This is a genomic window from Bosea sp. ANAM02, assembly GCF_011764485.1.
Classification (GTDB): domain Bacteria; phylum Pseudomonadota; class Alphaproteobacteria; order Rhizobiales; family Beijerinckiaceae; genus Allobosea.
The window spans coordinates 1,266,441-1,288,180 of record NZ_AP022848.1; the positions used below are offsets into that span (position 1 = coordinate 1,266,441).

Annotated in this window: 16 protein-coding genes and 1 tRNA gene; 8 read left to right on the forward strand and 9 right to left on the reverse strand. The window is 67.2% G+C overall.

Features of this window, described 5'->3' with window-relative positions:
• Window positions 1-3 precede the first annotated feature (3 nt).
• Window positions 4-912, forward strand: a complete 909-nt coding sequence (locus tag OCUBac02_RS06125) for a LysR family transcriptional regulator (protein WP_047572925.1) — start codon at window positions 4-6, stop codon at window positions 910-912.
• A 68-nt stretch (window positions 913-980) separates the two neighbouring features.
• On the opposite strand, the gene OCUBac02_RS06130 is transcribed toward OCUBac02_RS06125, so the two are convergent.
• Together OCUBac02_RS06130 and cpdR are read right to left on the reverse strand one after the other, a co-directional pair.
• Window positions 981-1,055 (reverse strand) — tRNA-Val (locus OCUBac02_RS06130).
• Between the two features lie 167 nt (window positions 1,056-1,222).
• Entirely contained in the window at window positions 1,223-1,582 is a 360-nt protein-coding gene (gene cpdR / locus OCUBac02_RS06135; protein ID WP_038363805.1) for a cell cycle two-component system response regulator CpdR, read from the reverse strand.
• A 223-nt stretch (window positions 1,583-1,805) separates the two neighbouring features.
• Here cpdR and OCUBac02_RS06140 point away from each other — a divergent pair, with 223 nt between their 5' ends.
• Entirely contained in the window at window positions 1,806-2,726 is a 921-nt protein-coding gene (locus tag OCUBac02_RS06140; protein WP_173044206.1) for an N-formylglutamate amidohydrolase, read from the forward strand.
• A gap of 306 nt (window positions 2,727-3,032) precedes the next feature.
• Entirely contained in the window at window positions 3,033-3,815 is a 783-nt protein-coding gene (hisN, locus tag OCUBac02_RS06145) for a histidinol-phosphatase (RefSeq protein ID WP_173044208.1), read from the forward strand.
• Here hisN and OCUBac02_RS06150 read toward each other — a convergent pair.
• A complete protein-coding gene (locus OCUBac02_RS06150) occupies window positions 3,720-4,775 on the reverse strand; it encodes an alpha/beta hydrolase (RefSeq protein ID WP_173044210.1) in 1,056 nt (351 codons plus the stop codon). The genes hisN and OCUBac02_RS06150 overlap by 96 nt on opposite strands.
• 425 nt (window positions 4,776-5,200) lie before the next feature.
• On the opposite strand from OCUBac02_RS06150, the gene OCUBac02_RS06155 reads away from it, so the two are divergent.
• Window positions 5,201-5,668 carry an Hsp20 family protein gene (locus OCUBac02_RS06155; RefSeq protein WP_047572930.1) on the forward strand — a complete coding sequence of 156 codons (468 nt, stop codon included), beginning with the start codon at window positions 5,201-5,203 and terminating at the stop codon, window positions 5,666-5,668.
• A 157-nt stretch (window positions 5,669-5,825) separates the two neighbouring features.
• On the opposite strand, the gene OCUBac02_RS06160 is transcribed toward OCUBac02_RS06155, so the two are convergent.
• The gene (locus tag OCUBac02_RS06160; RefSeq protein ID WP_173044212.1) at window positions 5,826-6,788 is read right to left on the reverse strand and encodes a hypothetical protein; all 963 of its coding nucleotides are present in this window, start codon (window positions 6,786-6,788) and stop codon (window positions 5,826-5,828) included.
• A 93-nt stretch (window positions 6,789-6,881) separates the two neighbouring features.
• Complete coding sequence (locus tag OCUBac02_RS06165; protein ID WP_173044214.1) at window positions 6,882-7,937, reverse strand: threonine aldolase family protein; 1,056 nt, start codon at window positions 7,935-7,937, stop codon at window positions 6,882-6,884.
• A gap of 702 nt (window positions 7,938-8,639) precedes the next feature.
• Here OCUBac02_RS06165 and gltB point away from each other — a divergent pair.
• Together gltB and OCUBac02_RS06175 are read left to right on the forward strand one after the other, a co-directional pair.
• Window positions 8,640-13,328, forward strand: coding sequence for a glutamate synthase large subunit (gene gltB / locus OCUBac02_RS06170; RefSeq protein WP_173044216.1), 4,689 nt, complete (start codon window positions 8,640-8,642; stop codon window positions 13,326-13,328).
• 99 nt (window positions 13,329-13,427) lie between these two features.
• Window positions 13,428-14,852: a glutamate synthase subunit beta gene (locus tag OCUBac02_RS06175; protein ID WP_047579431.1), complete on the forward strand. Its 1,425-nt coding sequence runs from the start codon at window positions 13,428-13,430 to the stop codon at window positions 14,850-14,852.
• A gap of 31 nt (window positions 14,853-14,883) precedes the next feature.
• On the opposite strand, the gene OCUBac02_RS06180 is transcribed toward OCUBac02_RS06175, so the two are convergent.
• A complete protein-coding gene (locus OCUBac02_RS06180; RefSeq protein WP_047579430.1) occupies window positions 14,884-15,192 on the reverse strand; it encodes a DUF6958 family protein in 309 nt (102 codons plus the stop codon).
• A gap of 497 nt (window positions 15,193-15,689) precedes the next feature.
• On the opposite strand from OCUBac02_RS06180, the gene OCUBac02_RS06185 reads away from it, so the two are divergent.
• Window positions 15,690-17,204, forward strand: a complete 1,515-nt coding sequence (locus OCUBac02_RS06185; RefSeq protein ID WP_173044217.1) for an ABC-F family ATP-binding cassette domain-containing protein — start codon at window positions 15,690-15,692, stop codon at window positions 17,202-17,204.
• A gap of 9 nt (window positions 17,205-17,213) precedes the next feature.
• On the opposite strand, the gene OCUBac02_RS06190 is transcribed toward OCUBac02_RS06185, so the two are convergent.
• Together OCUBac02_RS06190 and OCUBac02_RS06195 are read right to left on the reverse strand one after the other, a co-directional pair.
• On the reverse strand, window positions 17,214-18,416 hold the full coding sequence (locus tag OCUBac02_RS06190) for an SGNH/GDSL hydrolase family protein (RefSeq protein WP_173044219.1): 1,203 nt from the start codon (window positions 18,414-18,416) through the stop codon (window positions 17,214-17,216).
• A gap of 56 nt (window positions 18,417-18,472) precedes the next feature.
• On the reverse strand, window positions 18,473-19,708 hold the full coding sequence (locus tag OCUBac02_RS06195; protein ID WP_173044221.1) for a lytic murein transglycosylase: 1,236 nt from the start codon (window positions 19,706-19,708) through the stop codon (window positions 18,473-18,475).
• Between the two features lie 464 nt (window positions 19,709-20,172).
• Here OCUBac02_RS06195 and rnk point away from each other — a divergent pair, with 464 nt between their 5' ends.
• On the forward strand, window positions 20,173-20,583 hold the full coding sequence (rnk, locus tag OCUBac02_RS06200; protein ID WP_173044223.1) for a nucleoside diphosphate kinase regulator: 411 nt from the start codon (window positions 20,173-20,175) through the stop codon (window positions 20,581-20,583).
• A 144-nt stretch (window positions 20,584-20,727) separates the two neighbouring features.
• Here rnk and galE read toward each other — a convergent pair whose 3' ends face one another.
• Window positions 20,728-21,720, reverse strand: a complete 993-nt coding sequence (gene galE / locus OCUBac02_RS06205; RefSeq protein WP_047580276.1) for a UDP-glucose 4-epimerase GalE — start codon at window positions 21,718-21,720, stop codon at window positions 20,728-20,730.
• Between the last annotated feature and the right edge of the window lie 20 nt (window positions 21,721-21,740).

Sequence of the window (21,740 nt, forward strand, 5' to 3'; positions counted from 1 at the left end):
TCGATGGCGATCACCTTGCGCCAGATCCAGGCCTTCCTGGCCGTGACCGAGCAGGGCACCTTCACCAAGGCTGCCGAGCGCCTGAGCATGGCGCAGCCGGCCTTGTCCCAGCTCGTGCGCGACCTGGAGCGCGAACTCGGCATCCGCGTGCTCGACCGCACGACGCGCCGGGTCGAATTGACCGAGGGCGGGCGCGAGTTCCACGGGGCTGCGCTGAAGATCGTGCAGGATCTCGACACGGCGGTGCTGAACGCCAATGGCCTCGCCGAGCGCCGGCGCGGGCGCATCGTGGTGGCGGTGCCGCCCTTGCTTGCGGCCGTTATCATGCCGCCGACGATCGTGGCGCTGCAGCAGAAATATCCCGGCCTCCAGGTCGCGATCATCGATGCGCGGAATGACCTCGTCGTCGAGGCCGTGCGCTTCGGCAAGGCCGATTGCGGCGTCGGCACCTTCCCGGCGCTCGACGACACGATCGAGCGCACGACGCTGGCCCGCGACAGCCTGATGCTGTTCTGCGGGCGCGGCAGCCGCTTCGCCGCGCAGGATTCGGTGGCGTGGCGCGATCTCGCCGACGAGCCGCTGGTGACGCTGACCCGCGACAGCGGCATCCGCCTGCTCGCCGAGGTCGGCTACGAGACCGCCGAGATCACGCTGAAGCCGGCCTACGAAGTGACTCAGATCACGACCGCGCTGGCGCTGGTCGAGGCCGGGCTCGGCATCGCCGTGCTGCCGACCTATGCGCGGGCGGTGGCGCCGGAATCGGTGCTGGTGCGGCCGCTGACCGAGCCGTCGATCGCGCGGGATATCGTGATGATTCGTCCCGGCGGCCGCTCGGCCTCGCCGGCGCTTGCGGCCTTCGAGGCGCTGCTGCGCCGCTTCGTGCGCCAGCTCGCGCCGAGCGAGGCGGATTGAGGGGGCGGACAAGCAAAAAGGCCGCCCGGTGAGGCGGCCTTTCGTCCCTGTATTGCAAGGGCATCAAATGGTGGGCGCGACAGGGATCGAACCTGTGACCCCTACGATGTCAACGTAGTGCTCTCCCGCTGAGCTACGCGCCCGTCGCCGCCCTGAGGAGGCTTCCGGAAGCGTGTCCGGGCCGTGTTGGCCGCGATCACGCTGCGAGGTGAGGGGGCTATAGCGGCTCGCCTCGCGGGTGGCAAGGCGTTTGCCGCATAAATTCTCATGGGCCTGTTGGCATCTCTTTCCGCGAGAGGCCGAACGGCGCTCAGGCCGCCAGCAGCTTCTCGACCTCGTTGACGAGCTCGCGCAGGTGGAAGGGCTTGGACAGCACCTTCGCGTCCTTCGGCGTCTGCGAATCGGGGTTCAGCGCCACGGCGGCGAAACCGGTGATGAACATCACCTTGATGTCGGGATCGAGCTCGGTGGCGCGGCGCGCCAGCTCGATGCCGTCCATTTCCGGCATGACGATGTCGGTCAGCAGAAGCTCGAACGGCTCCTCGCGCAGGCGGTTATAGGCCGACAGGCCGTTATCGAAGGAGGCGACGTCATAGCCCGCGTTCTGCAGGGCCTTGACCAGGAAGCGACGCATATCGTTGTCGTCTTCGGCGAGCAGTATCTTCGTCATGGGCCTGATCTGTTCGTCCCTGAGGCCTGTGTTTGTCTAGCGTCTGGCGCCCCGACTCAAGGCCGGGCCTGGAACGGTTGGGTAATCACCCGGCCGCACAGTTGGAACCATGTCTCTCCATAAGGCAACATCATGGTAAACAAGGCGTGAATCCAGCAGAGAATTTCCCGGGTTTCGCGACATCGCTTCAACCGTTCAGGTTTGTGTGCTTCAGTCGCTCGCGATGAGCCTCTCCTCAGCCCCTTTCCCGCCTGCGCCGGACGACGTCGTCGCCGAGATCGAGCGGCCGTTCAGCCTGTACCAGCCGGCCCTCCAGGTCGTGCCGGTGGTGGTCGACGTGCCGCATGCCGGGCGCCGCTATCCGCGCGGCTTCGTCGAGGCGGCGCGCCTGCCCTTGCGCAGCCTCCGGCGCTCCGAGGATGCCTATGTCGACCGGCTCTTCGCGCAGAGTATCGCGCTCGGGGCGCCGCTGCTCGTGGCCGAGTTCCCGCGCGCCTATCTGGATGTCAATCGCGAGCCCTACGAGCTCGACCCGCGCATGTTCGAGGGGCGGGTGCCGCCCTTCGCCAATACGCGCTCGATGCGGGTCGCCGGCGGGCTCGGCACGATCCCGCGCATCGTCGGCGACGGGCAGGAAATCTATCTGGGGCGGATTCCGGTCCAGCAAGGGCTCGCCCGCATCGAGGAGCTCTACCGGCCCTATCACGCCGGCCTGCGCAGCCTCGTGCAGCGCACGCAAGGCGTGTTCGGCACCTGCATCCTCGTCGACGCGCATTCGATGCCATCGGCCGGGCTCGACCGCGACGGGCTGGCCAAATCCGACATCATCCTGGGCGACCGCTTCGGCACTAGCGCGGCCGGCTACATCATCGACATCGCCGAGCAGGCCTTCACGCGGCTGGGCTTCAGCGTCACCCGCAACCGACCCTATGCCGGCGGCTTCATCACCGAGCATTACGGCGCGCCCGCCGCCGGGGTGCATGCGCTGCAGATCGAGGTGAACCGGGCACTCTACATGAACGAGTCGACGCTGGAACCGCACGAGGGCTTCGGTGCGGTCGAGCAGGCGATGGCGGCGATGATGGCGGATTGCTTCGCGCGCTGGAGCGGCTGGCTCGACGAATGGCGCGAAGCGGCCGAATAGCAGCAGGCGTCGGAGGGGGACTACCCAAGAAAAAAGGGCCGCACACTTGCGTGGCGGCCCAAGTCTAGGGAGGAAACGCCCAAGGAGGGCAATGAAGGTTTGAGGTGATCTCCCCTTCGCAGTGCACAATATGAGAGTGCGCTGCAAAACGCAACTGAAATCGGCGAAAACAATGGCGTCATGCGACAGGTGCATGATGCCGTAACGAAAAGCCGGGGTTTTTCGGATGTTTCCGCGTTCGAGCCCGGCTTTAATGATCCATCCGCGGCGTCGATGCTGCAGGGCAGCAAACTGGAGTACCTGTTCATGAGCGCAGTCGATTTCGGCGCTTTCGTCGCGGAGCTGGCGACGCAGTCCGGCCGGGCGATCCTGCCCTTCTTCCGGGCGCTGCATGCGACGGAGGACAAGTCGCGGGGCGGGGTGTTCGATCCCGTGACCGAGGGCGACCGCGCCGGCGAATCGGTGATGCGCCACATGATCAAGCGGCAGTTCCCGGCCCATGGCGTGCTCGGCGAGGAATTCGGCAGCGAGAACACCGATGCGGAATATGTCTGGGTGCTCGATCCGATCGACGGCACGCGCGCCTTCATCTCCGGCATTCCGGTCTGGGGCACGCTGATCGGGCTGACGCGCAACGGCGTGCCGGTCTATGGCATGATGCACCAGCCCTTCTCGGGCGAGCGCTATTCCGGCGACGGGCGCGAGGCGCGCTATGAGGGGCCGGGCGGGCCGAAGAAGCTGCGGACGCGCCCGACCGCCGATCTCGCCTCCGCGACGCTGATGACGACGACGCCCGCCCTGTTCAAGGGTGCCGAGGCCAAGGCCTTCGCCGGCGTCGAGAAGGAGGTCCGGCTCTCGCGCTATGGCTGCGACTGCTACGCCTATTGCATGCTCGCGGCCGGCCATGTCGATCTCGTCATCGAGAGCGGGCTGAAGCCCTACGACATCGTCGCGCTGATCCCGATCATCGAGGGCGCCGGCGGCATCGTCACCTCATGGGACGGCGGCAGCGCTGCCGGGGGCGGACGCATCCTCGCGGCCGGCAGCAAGGCGTTGCATGAGGCCGCCATGGCCCTCCTCGCCGGCTGAGCCGGGCAGGGCCTGGTCCTCGCCGGGGATGAAGGCATCGAAGGCGGCCCAGAACTGGGCGCGGATCTCGTCGTTTTCCATCAGGATCTCGTGGCGCGCCGTCGGCAGGACCAAGGCCGAGCCGGTCTTGAGCCGCGACGCGAAGCGCTCGATCGCCGGCGTCGATACGACAGGGTCGCGCCCCGCCGCGATGATCAGGGTCGGCACCTTCACCTCGAGCGGGGCGGAAGGCGCGGCAAGGCGCGCCATCAGCCGGAAGGCCGTCCTGATCCAGGCGACCGTCGGGTCGCCGATGCTGAGATCGCGCGCCGCGGCCGAGAGCGCGGCGTTGCGGGCATAGCGGGCGGGGTCGCTGGTCAGCCGATTGCCCTCGAAGGGTTTCGTCGCGATCGCGGTATCGCCGCCGCCCGGCACGAAGGCGCGGCCCAGGCCGAGCCAGTAGAGCAGGCTCGCCAGGATCTTGGCCCGGCCGGGATGCGCGATCATCGCGATGCCGAGCATCGGCGCGAGCGCCACCATACGCGCGACCGGCAGGGCGTTCGAGCGGGCGGCGTCGAGGCAGAGCGCGGCCCCCATCGAATGGGCGAGCACGAAATAGGGCGGCGGGAACTTCGCCTGCATCTCGGCCATGGCCAGCGACAGATCGGCTTCGTAATGCCTGAGCCGCCCGACATGGCCCTTGCGGATGCGCCGGACGAAGCGCTGCGAGCCGCCCTGGCCGCGCCAGTCGAAGGCGAGGACATGGAAGCCGCGGCGGCGCAGTTCCGCGACGGTTTCGCTGTAGCGCTCGATGAACTCGGCCCGCCCCTGCACGAGGACGATCGTGCCGCGCACCGGCTTCACCGTCGCGCGCCAGCTCGCGAAGCGCAGGGAGGCGCCGTCCCGCGTCTTCGCGAGCCAGGTCTTGCCGTGCCCGGGAACGGGATAAGCCGGATCGACGAAAAAGGCGGCCTCGGCCATCAAGCGCTCCGCATCGCGGCTGCATCAGAGGTCGCGGCCGCCGCATCCCGACTATCCTGCACAGGATATCCTGCGAAAACATGTCGCTGCGCCGAAAAAGAAACTTGCGTTTCACTCACGCTTCGAGAGCCCGGCCGAAAACTCTTCGAGCCCTCATCCTGAGGAGCCATTCCCTTGAGAATGGCGTCTCGAAGGATGCTCCAGATGCCTCCGGAACCTCCTGGAGCATCCTTCGAGATGCGCCTGCGGCGCTCCTTAGGATGAGGGCTGAGCTTTCAGCCCGGCACGCGAGAACGGCCCTTGAAAAGCCGAAAGCCCTCCCCAGATCAGGTCTGCGCAGGCCGGAACCGGCTGCGCGAAAGCAACCAGGTCCGCGCTCAGGCGAGGCGGACTGCTGTCATTGTCGCTTCTTCGGAGGACATATCATGCGTCATTTCGACCTTTCCCCGCTCTATCGCTCGACCGTCGGCTTCGACCGCCTGTTCAATCTCCTCGACCAGGCGACGAGCAACGAAACCGCCCCGAGCTACCCGCCCTATAATATCGAGCGGACCGCCGAGAACGCCTATCGCATCACCATCGCGGTCGCGGGGTTCGGCGAGGGCGACCTCTCCATCGAGTCCAAGGAAAACGCGCTGACCGTCAAGGGCGAGAAGCAGCTCGTCGAGGGTGCCGAGAAGCGCGAGGTCCTGCATCAGGGCATCGCAGCGCGCGCCTTCGAGCGCCGTTTCCAGCTTGCCGATTACGTGCAGGTGACCGGCGCCAGCCTCGAGAACGGGCTGCTCCATATCGACCTCGTGCGCGAGATCCCCGAGGCCAAGAAGCCGCGCCAGATTCCGATCGGCGGCGGTTCGGCCAAGGTGCTCGAGGCCAAGGTCGCCAAGGCCGCGTAACCCAGGCGAAGCTTTCCATGAAAGCGAAAGGCTCCCGGAAACGGGAGCCTTTTTTGTTGATGGCCGGCGTAGAGCAAGAACCACGAGCCGTCATTCCGGGTCGGTGCCGCTCACGCGGCTTGCCCGGAACGACGGCTGGTTCGTCAGACGGGTATCATCAATTCAGCGGGACGACCGGGGCGATCGGTGTCTCGGGCCTGGGCGTCGATGGCGTCGCATCGATGCTCTGTGCTGGGGGAATGGCCGAGGCCTCGGCTGCTGGGGCCACGGTCGAGAGCGGCGGCTTGCGCTCGGTGCCCTCGGTGTTGCGCACATCGCTCGGGTTGACGAGCTTCGGCTTGTCGGCGCCGGTTTCGGGATCGGTCGGGCCGGGCGAAGGCTCCGCCGGCTTGGCGGGCTGCGACGGGGCTGTCGTTGCCGGAGCGCTGGCTTCGGCTGGCGCAGCTTCGGCAGGCTTCGCAGGTTCGGGGGGCGGCGGGGCAGCGGGCGAGGGCGGCGAGGTCGTGGCGGGCGCGCTCGCCTCGGCGGGCGGCTTCTCGACGGGCTTGGCTGGCTCCGGCGGAGGCGGTGCCGCCGGGGAAGGCGGCGATGTCGTCGCGGGGGCGCTGGCCTCGGCAGGGCCCTTGAATTCGGGGGGCCGTTCCGGCGGCCGGGGCACGAGGCGCTGGCGCGGCGGAGCGTGCTCCTCGCGCGGGTCGGCGCGGGCGATGCTGGGGGCGGGCTGACCGCGCAAGGGAATGCGGCGGATCAGGTCGCCGGCATAGGCGTCGAGGATCAGGCGCTGGCGTTGGCCGTTGGGCGCGACGCCGTCGACGATATAGGTGTCGTCGCGACGGATCGCGCGCTCGATGCGGACGAGGCCGTAGCGGCGCGCCGCGATGCCGTTCACCGCGTAAGGCGAGACGGCTGCCGGCGCACGCGGCACGACGGCCGGCGGGCGCAGCGCGTAGCCATAATCATGACGATAGCCATAGCCGTAGCCATAGGCCGGGTAGGGCTCGTACCCGTCGTCATCATAATAGTACTGGGCGCTGGCGGTGCCCGCCATGCCGGCCATTGCGCCGGCCACGACCAGGCCCATCAGCGCGATGCGCCCCGGTGCGGTCGAACGATCTGCCATGCCACATTCCCTTAACGACTGATTGCTCGGCAATTAGTCTTGTTAGGGATTGCGGCAGGTATGCGGCTGGAAACGGGGCGCAAATGCGCTCGCTCATCCCGCGATAGCGGCGACCAGGCGCTCGACATGGTCTGCTTCGGTCGCAAAGGACATGACGAAGCGGCCGACGATCTCGCCGTCCTTGAGCGGCGCGTCCGGCGGCAGCGAGCGTGCCGACCAGTCGTAATAGCCGATGCCGGCAGCCTTCAGACGCTCCTGCACGGCAGGCGGCAGGACGAGGAAGACCTCGTTCGCCTGACAGGGCCAGGCCAGGCGGGCTTCGCTGCCCTGTGCGACCGAATCCGCCAGGCGTTTCGCGCGGGCATTGGCGTGGCGGGCGAGGTCGAGCCAGTGATCGTCGGCGAGCAGGCCTTCGAACTGGGCGCCGAGGACACGGCCCTTCGAGAGCGTCTGGCCGGCCCGCTTGCGCCGCCATTTCATCTCCTCCGCCTGCGCCGGGTCGAAAAAGATCACGGCCTCGGCCGCCAGCGCGCCGTTCTTGGTGCCGCCGAAGGAGAGCACGTCGACGCCGGCCTTCCAGGTGATCTCGGCCGGCGTGCAGCCCAGCGTGACCAGCGCATTGGCGAAGCGGGCGCCGTCCATGTGGAGCTTGAGGCCGCGTGGCGTGACGGCTTCCTTGAGGGCGTGGACCTCAGCCGGCGTGTAGATCGTGCCGCACTCGGTCGCCTGTGTGATCGTCAGCGCCTGCGCCTGGACCTGATGGAAATCGCCGGCACGAAGATACGAGAGCGCCTTCGTCACCGTCTCCGGCTTCAACTTGGCGCCGGTGCCGGGCAGGTCGACCAGCTTGGCGCCGTTGGTGAAGAATTCGGGCGCGCCACATTCGTCCTCGACGACATGCGCTTCCTCATGGGTCAGGATCGCACCCCAGGGCTTGACGATACTGGCCAGCGCCAGCGCGTTCGCCGCGGTGCCGGTCAGCACGAGGAAGACCGCGACCTCGCGCTCGAAGATCGCTGCGAAGCGCTCCTCGACGCGCCGCGTCCAGTCGTCCTTGCCATAGGGAGAGGCGGGGCCGGTGTTGGCGGCGGCAAGCGCGGCCATGACGCGGGGGCTGGCGGCTGCGGTGTTGTCGCTGAAGAAATCCATTGTTCGAGGGTTATGCGGAGGGCGTTGTCCTGCCAAGCGACACCGACGGAGAGGGGGTTTGCGCGTTGCGCGGGGCGAGTTCCTGAACCTGCTGACAAATCCGTGGGTCATCCCGGTCTCCGCTTCGCTGCGTCCAGGGTGCCCCGCGATTTATCAAGAAGCGTTTCAAGTGACTGAGCTGCCGTAAAACAAGAACCGGACTGCATGAGTCGGGCTTTCGTTCCGGAAATGTCTGGTGCGGATGCGATTTTGCAATAAAATTTCGCTGCAGCGCGAAATCGGCGCTTGTGCCTAGATTGGAATTCTGGCAAGTTCTTCGCAATAGGACAGTGTTGCTGTCCCATTTTTCACCGCGCCGACCAAAAGCTGATCTAGCTCAAGGTCGCGCCGTCGCAACGGAGCGGAGCATGACGAAGGGCCGGGCTACCAACGCCAAAGCCAATCGCACGCGCGCCGTCCGTAAAACGACGGCCTGAAGACAGGCGCGAACGGGCGAGCCACGCCCGAGGCGCCTGCGGAGGACGCGGGCGCGGTGGAAACAAAGCGCAGGCAAGCCTCCAAAACGACGACGACCGGACCGCCCTGGCCCCATCCTTGCCGCCGACCCGATGTCGGCCCGAGGGCCGCAGCGGTCGGGATCATGGATTGACGGGTCTCCCTGCCGGCGCAAGCCTGCGGGGTTCTGGGAAGCGGGGTTTGACGATGAGCGGGACCAGCAAGTCGAGCGGCGCAGCGGCTTTCGAGCGCTTTCCGGCCGTGCGCGATCCGGCGATGCCGGTGCATCAGGGCCTGTACGATCCCAATAACGAGAAAGACTCGTGCGGCGTCGGCTTCATCGCCGACATGAAGAACCGCAAGAGCCACGCGATCGTGCAGCAGGGTCTGCAGATCCTGCACAATATCGACCATCGCGGCGCGGTCGGTGCCGACCCGAAGCTCGGCGACGGCTGCGGCATTCTCGTCCAGATCCCCGACCAGTTTTTCCGCGAGGAGACCGCGCGGCTCGGCATCACCCTGCCGGAGCCCGGCCATTACGCCATCGGCCAGTTCTTCATGCCGCGCGATCCCGCCGCGCGGGCGATGTGCGAGGAGATCATCGCGCAGACCGTGGCGGAGGAGGGGCTCGTCTTCCTCGGCTGGCGCGACGTGCCGGTCGACAACAGCGATCTCGGCCAGGCCGTGCTCGCGACCGAGCCGCTGCATCGCCAGCTCTTCGTCGGCCGTCCCGACGATATCACCGACGAGGATGAGTTCGAGCGGCAGGTCTATGTCCTGCGCAAGTCGGTCTCGAACAAGGTTTACAAGCATCAGGAGCGCAAGACGGCGGAATATTACCCCGTCTCGATGTCCTGCCGCACCATCGTCTACAAGGGCATGGTGCTGGTGAACCAGCTCGGTTCCTACTTCAAGGATCTGCAGGACGAGCGCTTCGTCAGCGCGCTGGCGCTGGTTCACCAGCGCTTCGCCACCAACACCTTCCCGTCCTGGCGCCTCGCCCATCCCTACCGGATGGTCGCCCATAACGGCGAGATCAACACGCTGCGCGGCAACGTCAACTGGATGGCGGCGCGGCAGGCGAGCGTCGATTCAGACCTGTTCGGGTCCGATATCTCCAAGCTCTGGCCGATCTCCTACGAGGGCCAGTCCGACACCGCCTGCTTCGACAACGCGCTCGAATTCCTGGTGCAGGGCGGCTATTCGCTGGCCCATGCCATGATGATGCTCGTGCCGGAAGCCTGGAACGGCAACCCGCTGATGAACGAGGAGCGGCGCGCCTTCTACGAGTATCACGCTGCGCTGATGGAGCCCTGGGACGGGCCGGCTGCGATCGCGTTCACGGACGGGCGCCAGATCGGGGCTACGCTCGACCGCAACGGCCTCAGGCCCGCGCGCTATCTCGTCACCGATGACGGGCTCGTCGTGCTCGCCTCGGAATTCGGCGTGCTGCCGATCCCGGAGGAGAGGATCGTCGAGAAGTGGCGCCTCCAGCCCGGCAAGATGCTTTTGATCGATCTCGAACAGGGCCGCATCATCGGCGACGACGAGATCAAGACCTCGCTGTGCCTCGCCAATCCCTACAAGGACTGGCTGAAGCGTACCCAGATCGTGCTGGAGGACCTGCCGCCGGTCGAGGCGCGGGCCTCGCGCACCGACGTGCCGCTGCTCGATCGCCAGCAGGCCTTCGGCTACACCACCGAGGACGTGCGCCTGCTGATGGCGCCGATGGCGGTGACCGGCCAGGAGGCCGTCGGCTCGATGGGCACGGACACGCCGATCTCGGCGCTCTCGCTCAAGTCGAAGCTGCTCTACACCTATTTCAAGCAGAACTTCGCGCAGGTGACGAACCCGCCGATCGATCCGATCCGCGAGGAGCTGGTGATGAGCCTGCTCTCCTTCATCGGGCCGCGTCCGAACATCCTCGATCTGGAGGGCACCTCGCGCCGCAAGCGCCTGGAGGTCCGCACCCCGATCCTGACCAATGACGATCTCGAGAAGATCCGCTGCATCGGCCATTACGAGGATCGCTTCGACACCAAGACGATCGACTTCACCTATCCGGCGCGCGAGGGGGCGGCCGGCATGGAGGGCGCCGTGGAGCGGCTCTGCGAGCGCGCGGAGGCGGCGGTCCATGGCGGCTACAACATCATCATCCTGTCCGACCGCCAGGTCGGGGCCGATCGCATCCCGATCCCGGCGCTGCTGGCGACGGCGGCGGTGCATCATCATCTCATCCGCAAGGGACTGCGCACCTCGGTCGGCCTCGTCGTCGAATCGGGCGAGCCGCGCGAGATCCACCACTTCTGCTGCCTCGCCGGCTACGGCGCCGAGGCGATCAACCCCTATCTCGCCTTCGACACCCTGCTCGACCAGCACGAGCAGGGCGCCTTCCCCGAGGAGGTCGATGCCGACGAGGTGGTGAAGCGCTACATCAAGTCGGTCGGCAAGGGCGTGCTGAAGGTGATGTCCAAGATGGGCATCTCGACCTACCAGTCCTATTGCGGTGCGCAGATCTTCGACGCCGTCGGCCTGAAGAGCGGTTTCGTCGACAAGTTCTTCTTCGGCACGGGCACGGCGATCGAGGGCGTCGGCCTCGACGAGATCGCCGAGGAAAGCCTCAGGCGCCATCGCGACGCCTTCGGCGACTCGCCGCTCTATCGCGACAGTCTCGATATCGGCGGCGAATACATGTATCGCGTCCGCGGCGAGGACCATGTCTGGAAGCCGGATGTCGTCGCCTCCCTGCAGCATGCGGTGCGCCTCAACGCACAGGATCGCTACGAGGAGTTCGCCCGCCAGGTGAACGACGATGCGCAGCGGCTCAGCACCATCCGCGGCCTGTTCAAGGTCAAGGTGGCCATCGATGACGGCCGCGCGCCGGTGCCGCTGGAGAGCGTCGAATCCGCCGCCGAGATCGTGAAGCGCTTCGCCACCGGCGCGATGTCCTTCGGCTCGATCTCGCGCGAGGCTCACGAGACGCTCGCCATCGCGATGAACCAGATCGGCGGCAAGTCCAACACCGGCGAGGGCGGCGAGGAAGCGATCCGCTTCCGGCCGATGCCGGATGGCCGCTCCAAGCGCTCGGCGATCAAGCAGATCGCGTCCGGCCGCTTCGGCGTCACCACCGAATATCTCGTCAACTCGGACGTGATGCAGATCAAGGTCGCGCAAGGCGCCAAGCCCGGCGAGGGCGGCCAGCTCCCCGGCCACAAGGTCGACGCCAAGATCGCCCGGACCCGGCATTCGACGCCGGGCGTCGGCCTGATCTCGCCGCCGCCGCATCACGACATCTATTCGATCGAGGATCTGGCCCAGCTCATCTTCGACCTGAAGAACGTCAATCCTGCCGCGGATGTCTCGGTCAAGCTCGTCTCCGAGATCGGCGTCGGCACGGTTGCGGCCGGCGTCGCCAAGTCGCGCGCCGATCACATCACCATCTCCGGCTTCGAGGGCGGCACGGGCGCGAGCCCCCTGACCTCGCTGAAGCATGCCGGTTCGCCCTGGGAGATCGGGCTAGCCGAGACGCAGCAGACGCTGGTGCTGAACCAGCTTCGCGGTCGCGTCGCGCTGCAGGTCGATGGCGGGTTGCGGACGGGCCGGGACGTCATCATCGGCGCGCTGCTCGGGGCCGACGAGTTCGGGTTCTCCACCGCGCCGCTGATCGCGGCCGGCTGCATCATGATGCGCAAGTGCCATCTGAACACCTGCCCGGTCGGCGTCGCGACGCAGGATCCGGTGCTGCGCAAGCGCTTCAAGGGCCTGCCCGAGCATGTCGTGAACTACTTCTTCTTCGTGGCCGAGGATGTCCGCCGGCTCATGGCGGAGATGGGCTTCACGAAGATCGAGGAGATCGTCGGCCGCTCGGACCTGCTCGACAAGCGCGACGCGATCGAACACTGGAAGGCGAACGGGCTCGACTTCACCAGGCTCTTCCACAAGGTCGACCTGCCGGGCGTGGCGATCCGCCATGTCGAGTTGCAGAAGCACCCGATCGACACCGTGCTCGACCGCCAGCTCCTCGCCGAGGCGGCGAACGCGATCGAAACCGGCACGCCGGTCGTGATCGAGAAGCCGGTCGGCAATGTCGACCGCAGCACGGGCGCGATGCTGTCCGGCGCCGTCGCCAAGAAGTACGGCCATGCCGGCCTGCCGGAAGACACGATCACGGTGAAGCTCACCGGCACCTCGGGCCAGAGCTTCGCAGCCTTCCTCGCGGCCGGCGTCACGGTCGAGCTAACCGGTCAGGCCAACGACTACGTGGCCAAGGGGCTCTCCGGCGGCAAGGTCATCGTGAAGCCCGATCCGGCGACCAAGGCCGTGGCCGAACGCTCGATCATCGTCGGCAACACCGTGCTCTACGGCGCTATCGCGGGTGAAGCCTATTTCCGCGGTGTGGCGGGAGAGCGCTTCGCGGTGCGCAATTCCGGCGCCATCGCGGTGGTGGAAGGCACGGGCGACCATGGCTGCGAGTACATGACCGGCGGCGTCGTCGCGGTCATCGGCCAGACCGGGCGCAATTTCGCGGCCGGCATGTCCGGCGGCATCGCCTATGTCCTGGACGAGGACGGCACCTTCAAGTCGCGCTGCAACCTCTCGATGGTCGATCTCGAACCGGTCGAGGAGGAAGAGGACCTGATGGAGCGGCTGCACCATCACGGCGGCGATCTCGAGCACAAGGGGCGGATCGACATGACCAACATGTCGGGCCACGATGAAGAGCGTCTGATGCAGATGCTGACGAACCATGTCGACTACACCGGCTCGGAACGCGCCCGCACCATCCTCGACAACTGGGCGGATTACCGCACCAAATTCGTCAAGGTGATGCCGGTCGAGTACCGCCGCGCGCTGCGCGAGATGGAACAGGCCCGCACCTTGCAGGCTGCGGAATAAGCGAACGCCACCCTGCCGGGGCCAGCTTGCGCCCCGGCATCTCGATCAAGTCAAGGCACGCGCACGGGGACGCCCCGCGCACACGGCGAGAGAAACGGCATGGGCAAGGTCACGGGCTTCCTCGAATTCGACCGGCAGGAGCAGAAGTATCAGCTCGCCGGCGACCGCATCCGGCATTTCCGCGAGTTCACGCTTCCCTTGGAGGAGCGCGACGTCAAGAAGCAGGCGGCGCGCTGCATGGACTGCGGCATCCCGTTCTGCCACGGGCCGACCGGCTGCCCGGTCCATAACCAGATCCCAGACTGGAACGAGCTGGTCTATTCCGGCGGCTGGGAGGATGCCTTGCGCAACCTCCACTCGACCAACAACTTCCCGGAATTCACCGGCCGCATCTGCCCCGCTCCTTGCGAGGAGGCCTGCACGCTCAACCTCGAAAACATGCCGGTGACGATCAAGACGATCGAGCAGGCCATCGCCGACAAGGGCTGGCAAGAGGGCTGGATCGCGCCGGAAATCCCGGCCAGGCGCACCGGCAAGCGCATCGCCATCGTCGGTTCGGGACCTGCCGGCATGGCCGCAGCGCAGCAGCTCGCCCGCGTCGGGCACGATGTCCATGTCTATGAGCGCGAGGCCAAGGCCGGCGGCCTGCTGCGCTACGGCATCCCCGACTTCAAGATGGAGAAGAAGCATATCGACCGCCGGGTGAAGCAGATGGAGGCGGAAGGCGTGACCTTCCACTACAACGCCAATATCGGCGTGAACCTGCCCTTCGCCACGCTGATGGCCGAGCATGACGCGGTGCTGATGACGGGTGGTGCGGAAGCGCCGCGCGATCCCGGCCTGCCGGACACCAATCTCGCGGGCGTGCATTATGCGATGCCGTACCTGACCCAGCAGAACAAGCGCGTCGGCGGCGAGGATGTCTCGGGCCTTGAGCCGATCAGCGCGGCCGGCAAGCATGTCGTCGTGGTCGGCGGCGGCGATACGGCCTCGGACTGCGTCGGCACCGCCTTCCGGCAGGGCGCGCTCTCGGTGACGCAGCTCGACATCCGGCCGATGGCGCCGGAGATGGAGGACAAGCTCACCGTCTGGCCGTATTGGCCGACCAAGTTCCGCACCTCGTCCTCGCAGGCCGAGGGCGCCGAGCGTGAGTTCCAGGCGGCGACGCTCGGGCTCGAAGGCCGCAACGGCCGGCTCACCGGCGTGAAATGCGCCCGCGTCGACGAGAAGCGCAAGCCCATTCCCGGCACGGAATTCGTGCTCCAGGCCGATCTCTGCTTCCTCGCCATCGGCTTCGCCGGCTCGGTGATCGAGGGCATGATCGCGCAGTCGGGCGCGGCCGTGGACAAGCGTGCCAACGTCGTCGCCAACGACAGCGACTACAAGACCAGCGTCGGCAAGGTCTTCGTCGCCGGCGACATGCGACGTGGCCAGTCGCTGGTGGTCTGGGCGATCCGCGAGGGCCGTCAGGCGGCCCATGCCATCGACAAGGAACTGATGGGCGCGACGATCCTGCCGGTTTGACAGGTGGCGTCAGTCCCGGAACGCTGAGTGTTCAATCCTTTGACGGTCCGGTCTTGTAGAGCCGGACCGGCGAGCCGGGCGCGCGCCTGATCGTGCCCTTGGCTTCGAGGTCGAGCTGCACTGCTTTCAGCCACCATCCGGCGGTCTTGCCCTGTGGAAACAGCGCCTCGGGCAGATGCGGCAGCAGGGCTTCCTTGGCATCGGGAACCTTCAGGCCCGGCGCTGCTTGCGGCAGGACCGCCAGCAGCGCCTCGCGCATCGCGCTATATTTGGCGCGGTCGACCCGCTCGGTCTTGCCGGGCGTGTTGACGTTCTCGATCTCGATCTTGTCGTCAGCCATGGGTTTCTCTCGCCCCTGCGGTTTTGAAACGTACGGCTGTCATTCCGGGGCGCGCCGCAGGCGCGAACCCGGAACCCACGACTGGGTAGGACATTCCGTGTTCATTGCCGGCGGCTTACCCGGTCATGGTTTCCGGGTTCCTCGCTGCGCGAAGCCCCGGAATGACAAGAGCGGCGCCGACCGGCAACGCTTGAACAATCACGCGCACAATCTGATCCGAAAGAGGTCAATCCATGTCATGAGCGCGTTCCGCGCCGTGCTCGCGCCCCTCATGCCGGCGATGCTCTGTTCATTGCTCGCGTCGTCGCTATGATCGCCATCATGGCATCGAATCAGAAGGGGAAGCAGGCTCCGCGCCGCCGCTTCCATTGCCGCACCCGCGGACCTGTCTGCGCCCCGCGCTTCACCTCGCGGGGCTGACCGGGAACGCATCGTCGTCTCATCGTCAGCCTTGATCGGCGCGCTTATGCGCGCATGCCTGACTTCATGAGATTCCGATGTCCCTGATCACCCTGAAAGACCTGTCGCTCGCGCGCAGCGCGCCGCTTTTCGCCGGCCTCGACCTCGCCATTGCCAAGGGCGACCGCCTCGGCCTCGTCGCCGCCAACGGGCGCGGCAAATCCTCGCTGCTGCGCATCCTGGCCGGCGAGGAGGGAGCGAGCGGCGGCACGCTGACCCGCTCGCGCGGCCTCGTCACCGCCTTCGCGCCGCAGGACCCGCCCGAGCGGCTGCTGGGATTGAGCCTCTACGCTGCCGTGCTGGATGCACTCGATCCCGAGACGGCCGAGACCGAGAGCTGGCGCGTCGACGTGCTGCTCGACGATCTCATGGTGGAGGAGAGCCTGCGCGGCCGTGCCGTCGGCAGCCTCTCCGGCGGTTGGCAGCGCACGATGCTGCTGGCGCGTGCGGCGGTGATCGAGCCCGATCTGCTTCTGCTGGACGAGCCGACCAACCATCTCGATCTCGAACGGATCGGCCTGCTGGAGCGCTTTCTCGCCAACCTGCCGCGGGATTGCGCCGTGGTCGCGGCGAGCCATGACCGCGCCTTTCTCGACGATGTCAGCGCGCGCACCCTGTTCCTGCGCCCGGCGGAGAGCGCCGATTTCGCCTTGCCCTACTCGCGGGCGCTTCAGGCGCTGGAGGAACGCGACGCGGCGCGGGACCGGCAGTTCGAGAACGAGATGCGCAAGGTGAAGGCGCTGCGGCAGCAGGCGGCCAAGCTCAAGAATATCGGCATCAACTCCGGCTCGGACCTGCTGGTGGTCAAGACCAAGCAACTCTCAGAGCGCGCCGACAAGCTGGAGGAACGGGCCAAGCCCGGGCACAAGGAGCGCTCGGCCGGCACGATCCGGCTCGCCAGCAGCGGTACCCATGCCAAGGCGCTGGTCTCGATCAAGGAAACCGCGGTCGCCACGCCGGACGGGCGCCTGCTGTTCCGCACCGGGCCGCTCTGGATCGAGAAGGGCGACCGGATCGCGCTGCTCGGCGCCAATGGCAGCGGCAAGACGTGCTTCGTCGCGCGATTGCAGGCGGCGTTGGACGGCTCCGACCCGGAGATCCGTGGCGCGGCGACCTTGAAGGCCGGCTATTCCGACCAGGCCCTGTCGCAGCTCGATACCTGGCGCACGCCCTGGGATGCCGTGAAGCATTCCAGCGATCTCGGCGACCAGACCGCGCGCACCGTGCTCGCGGGTGCGGGCATCGCGAGCGAGGCGCAGACCGCGCCGACGGCGCGCCTTTCCGGCGGCCAGCGCGCGCGGCTCGCCATGCTGGTGCTGCGCCTGGCCGAGCCGAATTTCTACCTGCTGGACGAGCCGACCAACCATCTCGATATCGAGGGGCAGGACATGCTGGAGACCGAACTGATCAAACAGGAAACGGCCTGCCTGCTGGTCAGCCATGACCGCGCCTTCGTGCGGGCGGTTGCGACGCGGATCTGGGTCATCACGGCGAAGAAACTGGTCGAGGTCGACGATCCTGATCCGGTCTTCGACCGGCTGATGGCGGGGTGACGTGCCCGCTCAGCGCGGCCAGCGGTAATCGTCGAGCCGGCCCGCGACGGGGTCCGGCGCGATGCCCTGGCCGAAGACGCGCTCGAGCTGGAGCGCGGCGTCGCCGCGTCCGCGAGCCTCGGTGATCGAGGCCAGCAGCGGCTGCTCGGAGAGTGCGGCCTGGCCTGTGAGCGGCTGGATCGGCCCGGCGAGCGGGCGGGCCTGCAGGGCGGCGGGCAGGCCGATCACCGGCAGGCCTGCCACCATCTGGTCGATCAGGCGCTCGACGCCGCCGGGCTGGAGCTCGAGAGCGCTGGGGGCGCCGGTCTCGGGCGAGACGGGCAGGGCGATGACGCTGCTCTGCGGCGCCGCTTCGATCATGCGGCGGATGACGAGATCGACGAAATGCGCGGCCTTGCGGGCACCTGCTGCGGTGAAATGGATGCCGTCGCCGAGGCGCAGGCGCACCGGCTGTCCGGAGACGTCCGGGCCGGTCCCGACATAGCGGTTCTCGGCATCGACGAAGCCGCCCCAGAGATCGACATATTGCCCGCCCGCCTTCTCGACGCGCTGGCGGTAGAGGTCGTTGAAGGTGATCATGTCGGCCGAGAGCCGTCCGTTCTGCATCGGCGGCGCGCCGACCCAGATCAAGGGCACGCGCCTGCCGGCGAAGGCATTGGCGACGGCGTCGATCCGGTCGCGATAGAGTTCGAGCCAGCGCGGGCTCAGCGGCTCATGGACGGTCTCGCCCTCGCGGAGCGGCTGGCGATCGTTGAGGCCGAGCAGGATGACGCCGATGGTGATCTTCTGGTCGCCGGCGAGAAGCTCGGACGCGGCTTTCGGCCAGTCGTAGAAATCGCTGCGCACCAGCCCGGAATCCGGCTTGGCCTTGTGGATCACCTCGACATCGGGGCGATTGTTGAGGGCGTCGTCCAACCCGCTCGCGAGGAGGTTCGCGAGCGAATCCCCTATCACCACGATATGGTGGGCCACATCGACCTTGGGGATGACCGGATCGTCGCGGACGACGACGGGCGCCTCGCGGCGACGAACCGCCGGAGCGACGCGCTGGCGTCGCTGCGGCGCCGCCGTCCGGGGCTGCGCCGGCAATTGCCAGAACATCTGGAACAGGCTGCGCTGCTGTGGCTGCTGCTGGGCGAGCGAAACCGGCCCGCCCGTCAGGAGGAGCAGGCAGGCGGCACCCAGAACCATGGCAAGCGAGCGCAGACGCATCGTCCGATCCGGCGGTTCCCCTTCGCCTGCCAGTATAGGCCGTGACGGGGCCGGAGTCAGCGCTTGCCGCGCAGCCTCGACAGCAGGGCCGGGGTCGGGTAGCCGTCGGCGATCTCGCCGGCGCTGATCTGGTAGCGGCGGACCGCCTCGCGCGTGCCGGTCCCGATGCGGCCATCGGCGTCGTGGTGGTAAAGGCCGAGCGCCTTGAGGCGGTGCTGGAGGTCGCGGGTCGCGGCCATGTCGAGGCGCGGCGCCCTGGTCGGCCAACTCGCCTGGATCGCGGCGCGCCCGGCGATGCGGTCGCCGAGATGGCCGACGGCCATGGCATAGGCATCCGAGGAGTTGTATTTTTTGATGACGTCGAAATTGGCGGTGAGCAGCATCACCGGTCCGGTATGCCCTGCGGGGTAGAACAGCCGGCCTTCGCCGGATGAGGGCAGGCGGCCGCCATCGGCGCGGCGCACGCCGGCCGAGGCGAAGCTGGCGAAGCTCGCCTTGTCCAGGCGATGGTCGAAGCCTTGGGGCAGCGTCACTTCCATGCCCCAGGGCAGGCCCGGCACCCAGCCATAGCCCTTGAGGTAATTGGCGGTGGAGGCGATGGCGTCGCTCGACGAGGTCCAGATGTCGGCATGGCCGTCGCCGGTCCAGTCGACCGCGTATTTCATGTAGCTCGACGGCATGAACTGGGTATGGCCCATGGCGCCGGCCCAGGAACCCTTCAGCTCGCTGCGCTCGACATGGCCCTTTTCGATCAGCTCCAGCGCGGTCAGCAGTTCGTCGCGGAAGAAATCGCCGCGATAGCGGATCGAGGCGAGCGTCGCCAGCGAGCGGATGACGTCCTTGCCGCCCTTGAACGAGCCGTAATTGGTCTCCATGCCCCAGACGCCGAGGACGACCTCCTTGGGCACGCCATAGCGCGCCTCGACCTGGGCGAGGACCGAGGCGTTCTGGGCCGCGGCCTCGCGTCCGCGCTGGATGCGGGTGCCGCCGACGGCGTTCTCCAGATAGTTCCAGATCGGGGCGCTGAATTCCGACTGCTTCCTGGTCAGCGCGACGATCGAGGCATCCGGCGTCACGCCGCGGAAGGCGAGGTCGAAGGTCGCGCGCGAGATGCCGCGCGCCTGCGCCTGCGGCCAAAGCCGCTGCACGAAGATGTCGAAGGAGGCGCTGGCGGGGGTGGCCTGCGCCTTGCTGCGGGCATGGGCGCCGGATGCGTTGATCGAGCCGGTGGTCTGGGCAAGCGCCGGCGCCAGGCTGATCAGGGCTGAGGCTGCGATGACGGACAGGCGCATGAACTCTCCCGGCGTATGCTCGATGGAACCATCTTCACAGCGCCCGAACAAGATTAACCAAGGGTTAAGACGGAAGCGAGGGCCGCTTCGTCATGTTCGCCCTTGTCGCGAACATCCACGTCTTGAACGCGGCCCTCGACCAGTGAAGACGTGAATGGTCGGGACAAGGGCGACCACGACGGAAGGCCTTCGATCCGAATAATCCCCCGGCTCCGGAGCAGGCCATTTGACAAGCTCAGGCGATTGTCAGATTCTCGACGGATGAATAGCGCGTCCCCCTTCCGCCGCGGTCTGCACCGCTCGGGCAATCTCATCGCGGGCTTCTAGCCCCGGGCCTGTCGCGCGTCGCGCCGCCGGTTCGGGGGCGCTTCCTCTCTCCAACTTCCCTGCGAGTTCGCCCTTTCGATGCCGCGCGGTTTTCGTCCGCCGGCGGGCGCTCGCCTTTTCCATGAAAGACTGTTCCCATGACTGCCAGGCGTCCCGCCATCACCGTCACGGCCGCGGACCATGCCATGCTGAGCCGTATCGCGGCCGGCGCGGCCAACACCATGCCCGATCTCGCCGCCGAGCTGACCCATGAGCTCGACCGCGCCCGCATCCTGCCGGAGGGCCGCGTCTCGCACGATCATGCCCGGATCGGCAGCCGGATCGTCTATCGCGACGAGGCCACCAGGCGCGAGACCACCGTCACGCTGGTCTGGCCTGAGCATGCCGATATCGAGCAGAACCGCATCTCGGTGATGACGCCGATCGGCGTCGCGCTGATCGGCATGGCGGCCGAGCGCTCGATCGACTGGACGACGCGCTCCGGCGACGTGAAGCGCCTGACCGTGCTCGAAGTGCGCGAGCCGGCGGAGGAGCCGGCTGCGTCCTGAGGGCAGGTCGTCATGCTCGCCCTCGTGGCGAGCATCCACGTCTTGAACACCGCTTTGCCGGGAGGAAGACGTGGATGGTCGGGACAAGCCCGACCATGACGGGGAGGACGAAAAGCGCGCGTTTGCGCGAAAGTGCCATGGCGTTCAGGACGTGGCGTTCTTCGTCCTGAGCTTCTCCTCCCAGGCGAGCGCCTGGCCGACGATCTCCTCGAGGTCGTCATGCTCGGGCTGCCAGCCGAGTTCGGCGCGGATGCGGTCGGCGCGGGCGATCAGCGAGGCCGGGTCGCCTGGGCGGCGCTCGGCCAGCGTCACCGGGAAATCGACGCCCGAGACCTTCTTCACGACCTCGACGACCTCCTTGACCGAATAGCCTCGGCCATAGCCGCAGTTCAGCGTGAGGCTCGCCCCGCCGCCGCGCAGATGGTCGAGCGCGGCGAGATGGGCGCGGGCGAGGTCGGTGACGTGGATATAGTCGCGCACGCAGGTGCCGTCCGGCGTCGCGTAATCGGTGCCGAAAACGGTCAGGCCGTCGCGCTGGCCGAGCGCCGCCTGGCTCGCGACCTTGATGAGATGGGTGGCGTTCGGCGAGGACTGGCCGGAGCGCAGCTTCGGGTCGGCGCCGGCGACGTTGAAATAGCGCAGCGCCACGTAGGAGAAGCCGTGGGCCTTGGCCGCGTCCTGCAGCATCCATTCGCTCATCAGCTTGGAGCGGCCATAGGGGTTGATCGGGTTGAGCGCGATCTCCTCCGGCACCGGCGAGACGTCAGGCTCGCCATAGACGGCGGCGGTGGAGGAGAAGATGACGTGCTTCACGCCCTTGCGCGCGGCGCTCTCGATCAGCGCGCGGGTCTTCACGGTATTGTTGAAATAATAGCCCAAGGGATCGGTGACCGATTCCGGAACCACGATCCTGGCGGCGAAATGCGCGATCTCGGTGATCTCATATTCGCCGATCAGGCCCTCGACGAGGTCCTGGTTGCCGATATCGCCCTGGACGAAGATCGCCTCGGGAGGCACCGCCCACCAGAAGCCGGTCGAGAGATTGTCGAGCACGACGACCTTCTCGCCGCGGTCGAGCAATTCCAGGACCATGTGGCTGCCGATATAGCCGGCGCCGCCGGAAACCAATACCGCCATCGTCTGTCTCGCCTCATCTT

What these genes read in the sequence shown, in the direction of transcription:
- OCUBac02_RS06175 (WP_047579431.1), top strand. Translation starts at nt 13,428, where the DNA reads ATGGGCAAGGTCACGGGCTTCCTCGAATTCGACCGGCAGGAGCAGAAG.
- OCUBac02_RS06165 (WP_173044214.1), bottom strand. Translation starts at nt 7,937, where the DNA reads ATGGATTTCTTCAGCGACAACACCGCAGCCGCCAGCCCCCGCGTCATG.
- galE (WP_047580276.1), bottom strand. Translation starts at nt 21,720, where the DNA reads ATGGCGGTATTGGTTTCCGGCGGCGCCGGCTATATCGGCAGCCACATG.
- gltB (WP_173044216.1), top strand. Translation starts at nt 8,640, where the DNA reads ATGAGCGGGACCAGCAAGTCGAGCGGCGCAGCGGCTTTCGAGCGCTTT.
- cpdR (WP_038363805.1), bottom strand. Translation starts at nt 1,582, where the DNA reads ATGACGAAGATACTGCTCGCCGAAGACGACAACGATATGCGTCGCTTC.
- OCUBac02_RS06155 (WP_047572930.1), top strand. Translation starts at nt 5,201, where the DNA reads ATGCGTCATTTCGACCTTTCCCCGCTCTATCGCTCGACCGTCGGCTTC.
- OCUBac02_RS06180 (WP_047579430.1), bottom strand. Translation starts at nt 15,192, where the DNA reads ATGGCTGACGACAAGATCGAGATCGAGAACGTCAACACGCCCGGCAAG.
- OCUBac02_RS06190 (WP_173044219.1), bottom strand. Translation starts at nt 18,416, where the DNA reads ATGCGTCTGCGCTCGCTTGCCATGGTTCTGGGTGCCGCCTGCCTGCTC.
- OCUBac02_RS06195 (WP_173044221.1), bottom strand. Translation starts at nt 19,708, where the DNA reads ATGCGCCTGTCCGTCATCGCAGCCTCAGCCCTGATCAGCCTGGCGCCG.
- OCUBac02_RS06140 (WP_173044206.1), top strand. Translation starts at nt 1,806, where the DNA reads ATGAGCCTCTCCTCAGCCCCTTTCCCGCCTGCGCCGGACGACGTCGTC.
- OCUBac02_RS06150 (WP_173044210.1), bottom strand. Translation starts at nt 4,775, where the DNA reads ATGGCCGAGGCCGCCTTTTTCGTCGATCCGGCTTATCCCGTTCCCGGG.
- OCUBac02_RS06160 (WP_173044212.1), bottom strand. Translation starts at nt 6,788, where the DNA reads ATGGCAGATCGTTCGACCGCACCGGGGCGCATCGCGCTGATGGGCCTG.
- OCUBac02_RS06185 (WP_173044217.1), top strand. Translation starts at nt 15,690, where the DNA reads ATGTCCCTGATCACCCTGAAAGACCTGTCGCTCGCGCGCAGCGCGCCG.
- hisN (WP_173044208.1), top strand. Translation starts at nt 3,033, where the DNA reads ATGAGCGCAGTCGATTTCGGCGCTTTCGTCGCGGAGCTGGCGACGCAG.
- rnk (WP_173044223.1), top strand. Translation starts at nt 20,173, where the DNA reads ATGACTGCCAGGCGTCCCGCCATCACCGTCACGGCCGCGGACCATGCC.
- OCUBac02_RS06125 (WP_047572925.1), top strand. Translation starts at nt 4, where the DNA reads ATGGCGATCACCTTGCGCCAGATCCAGGCCTTCCTGGCCGTGACCGAG.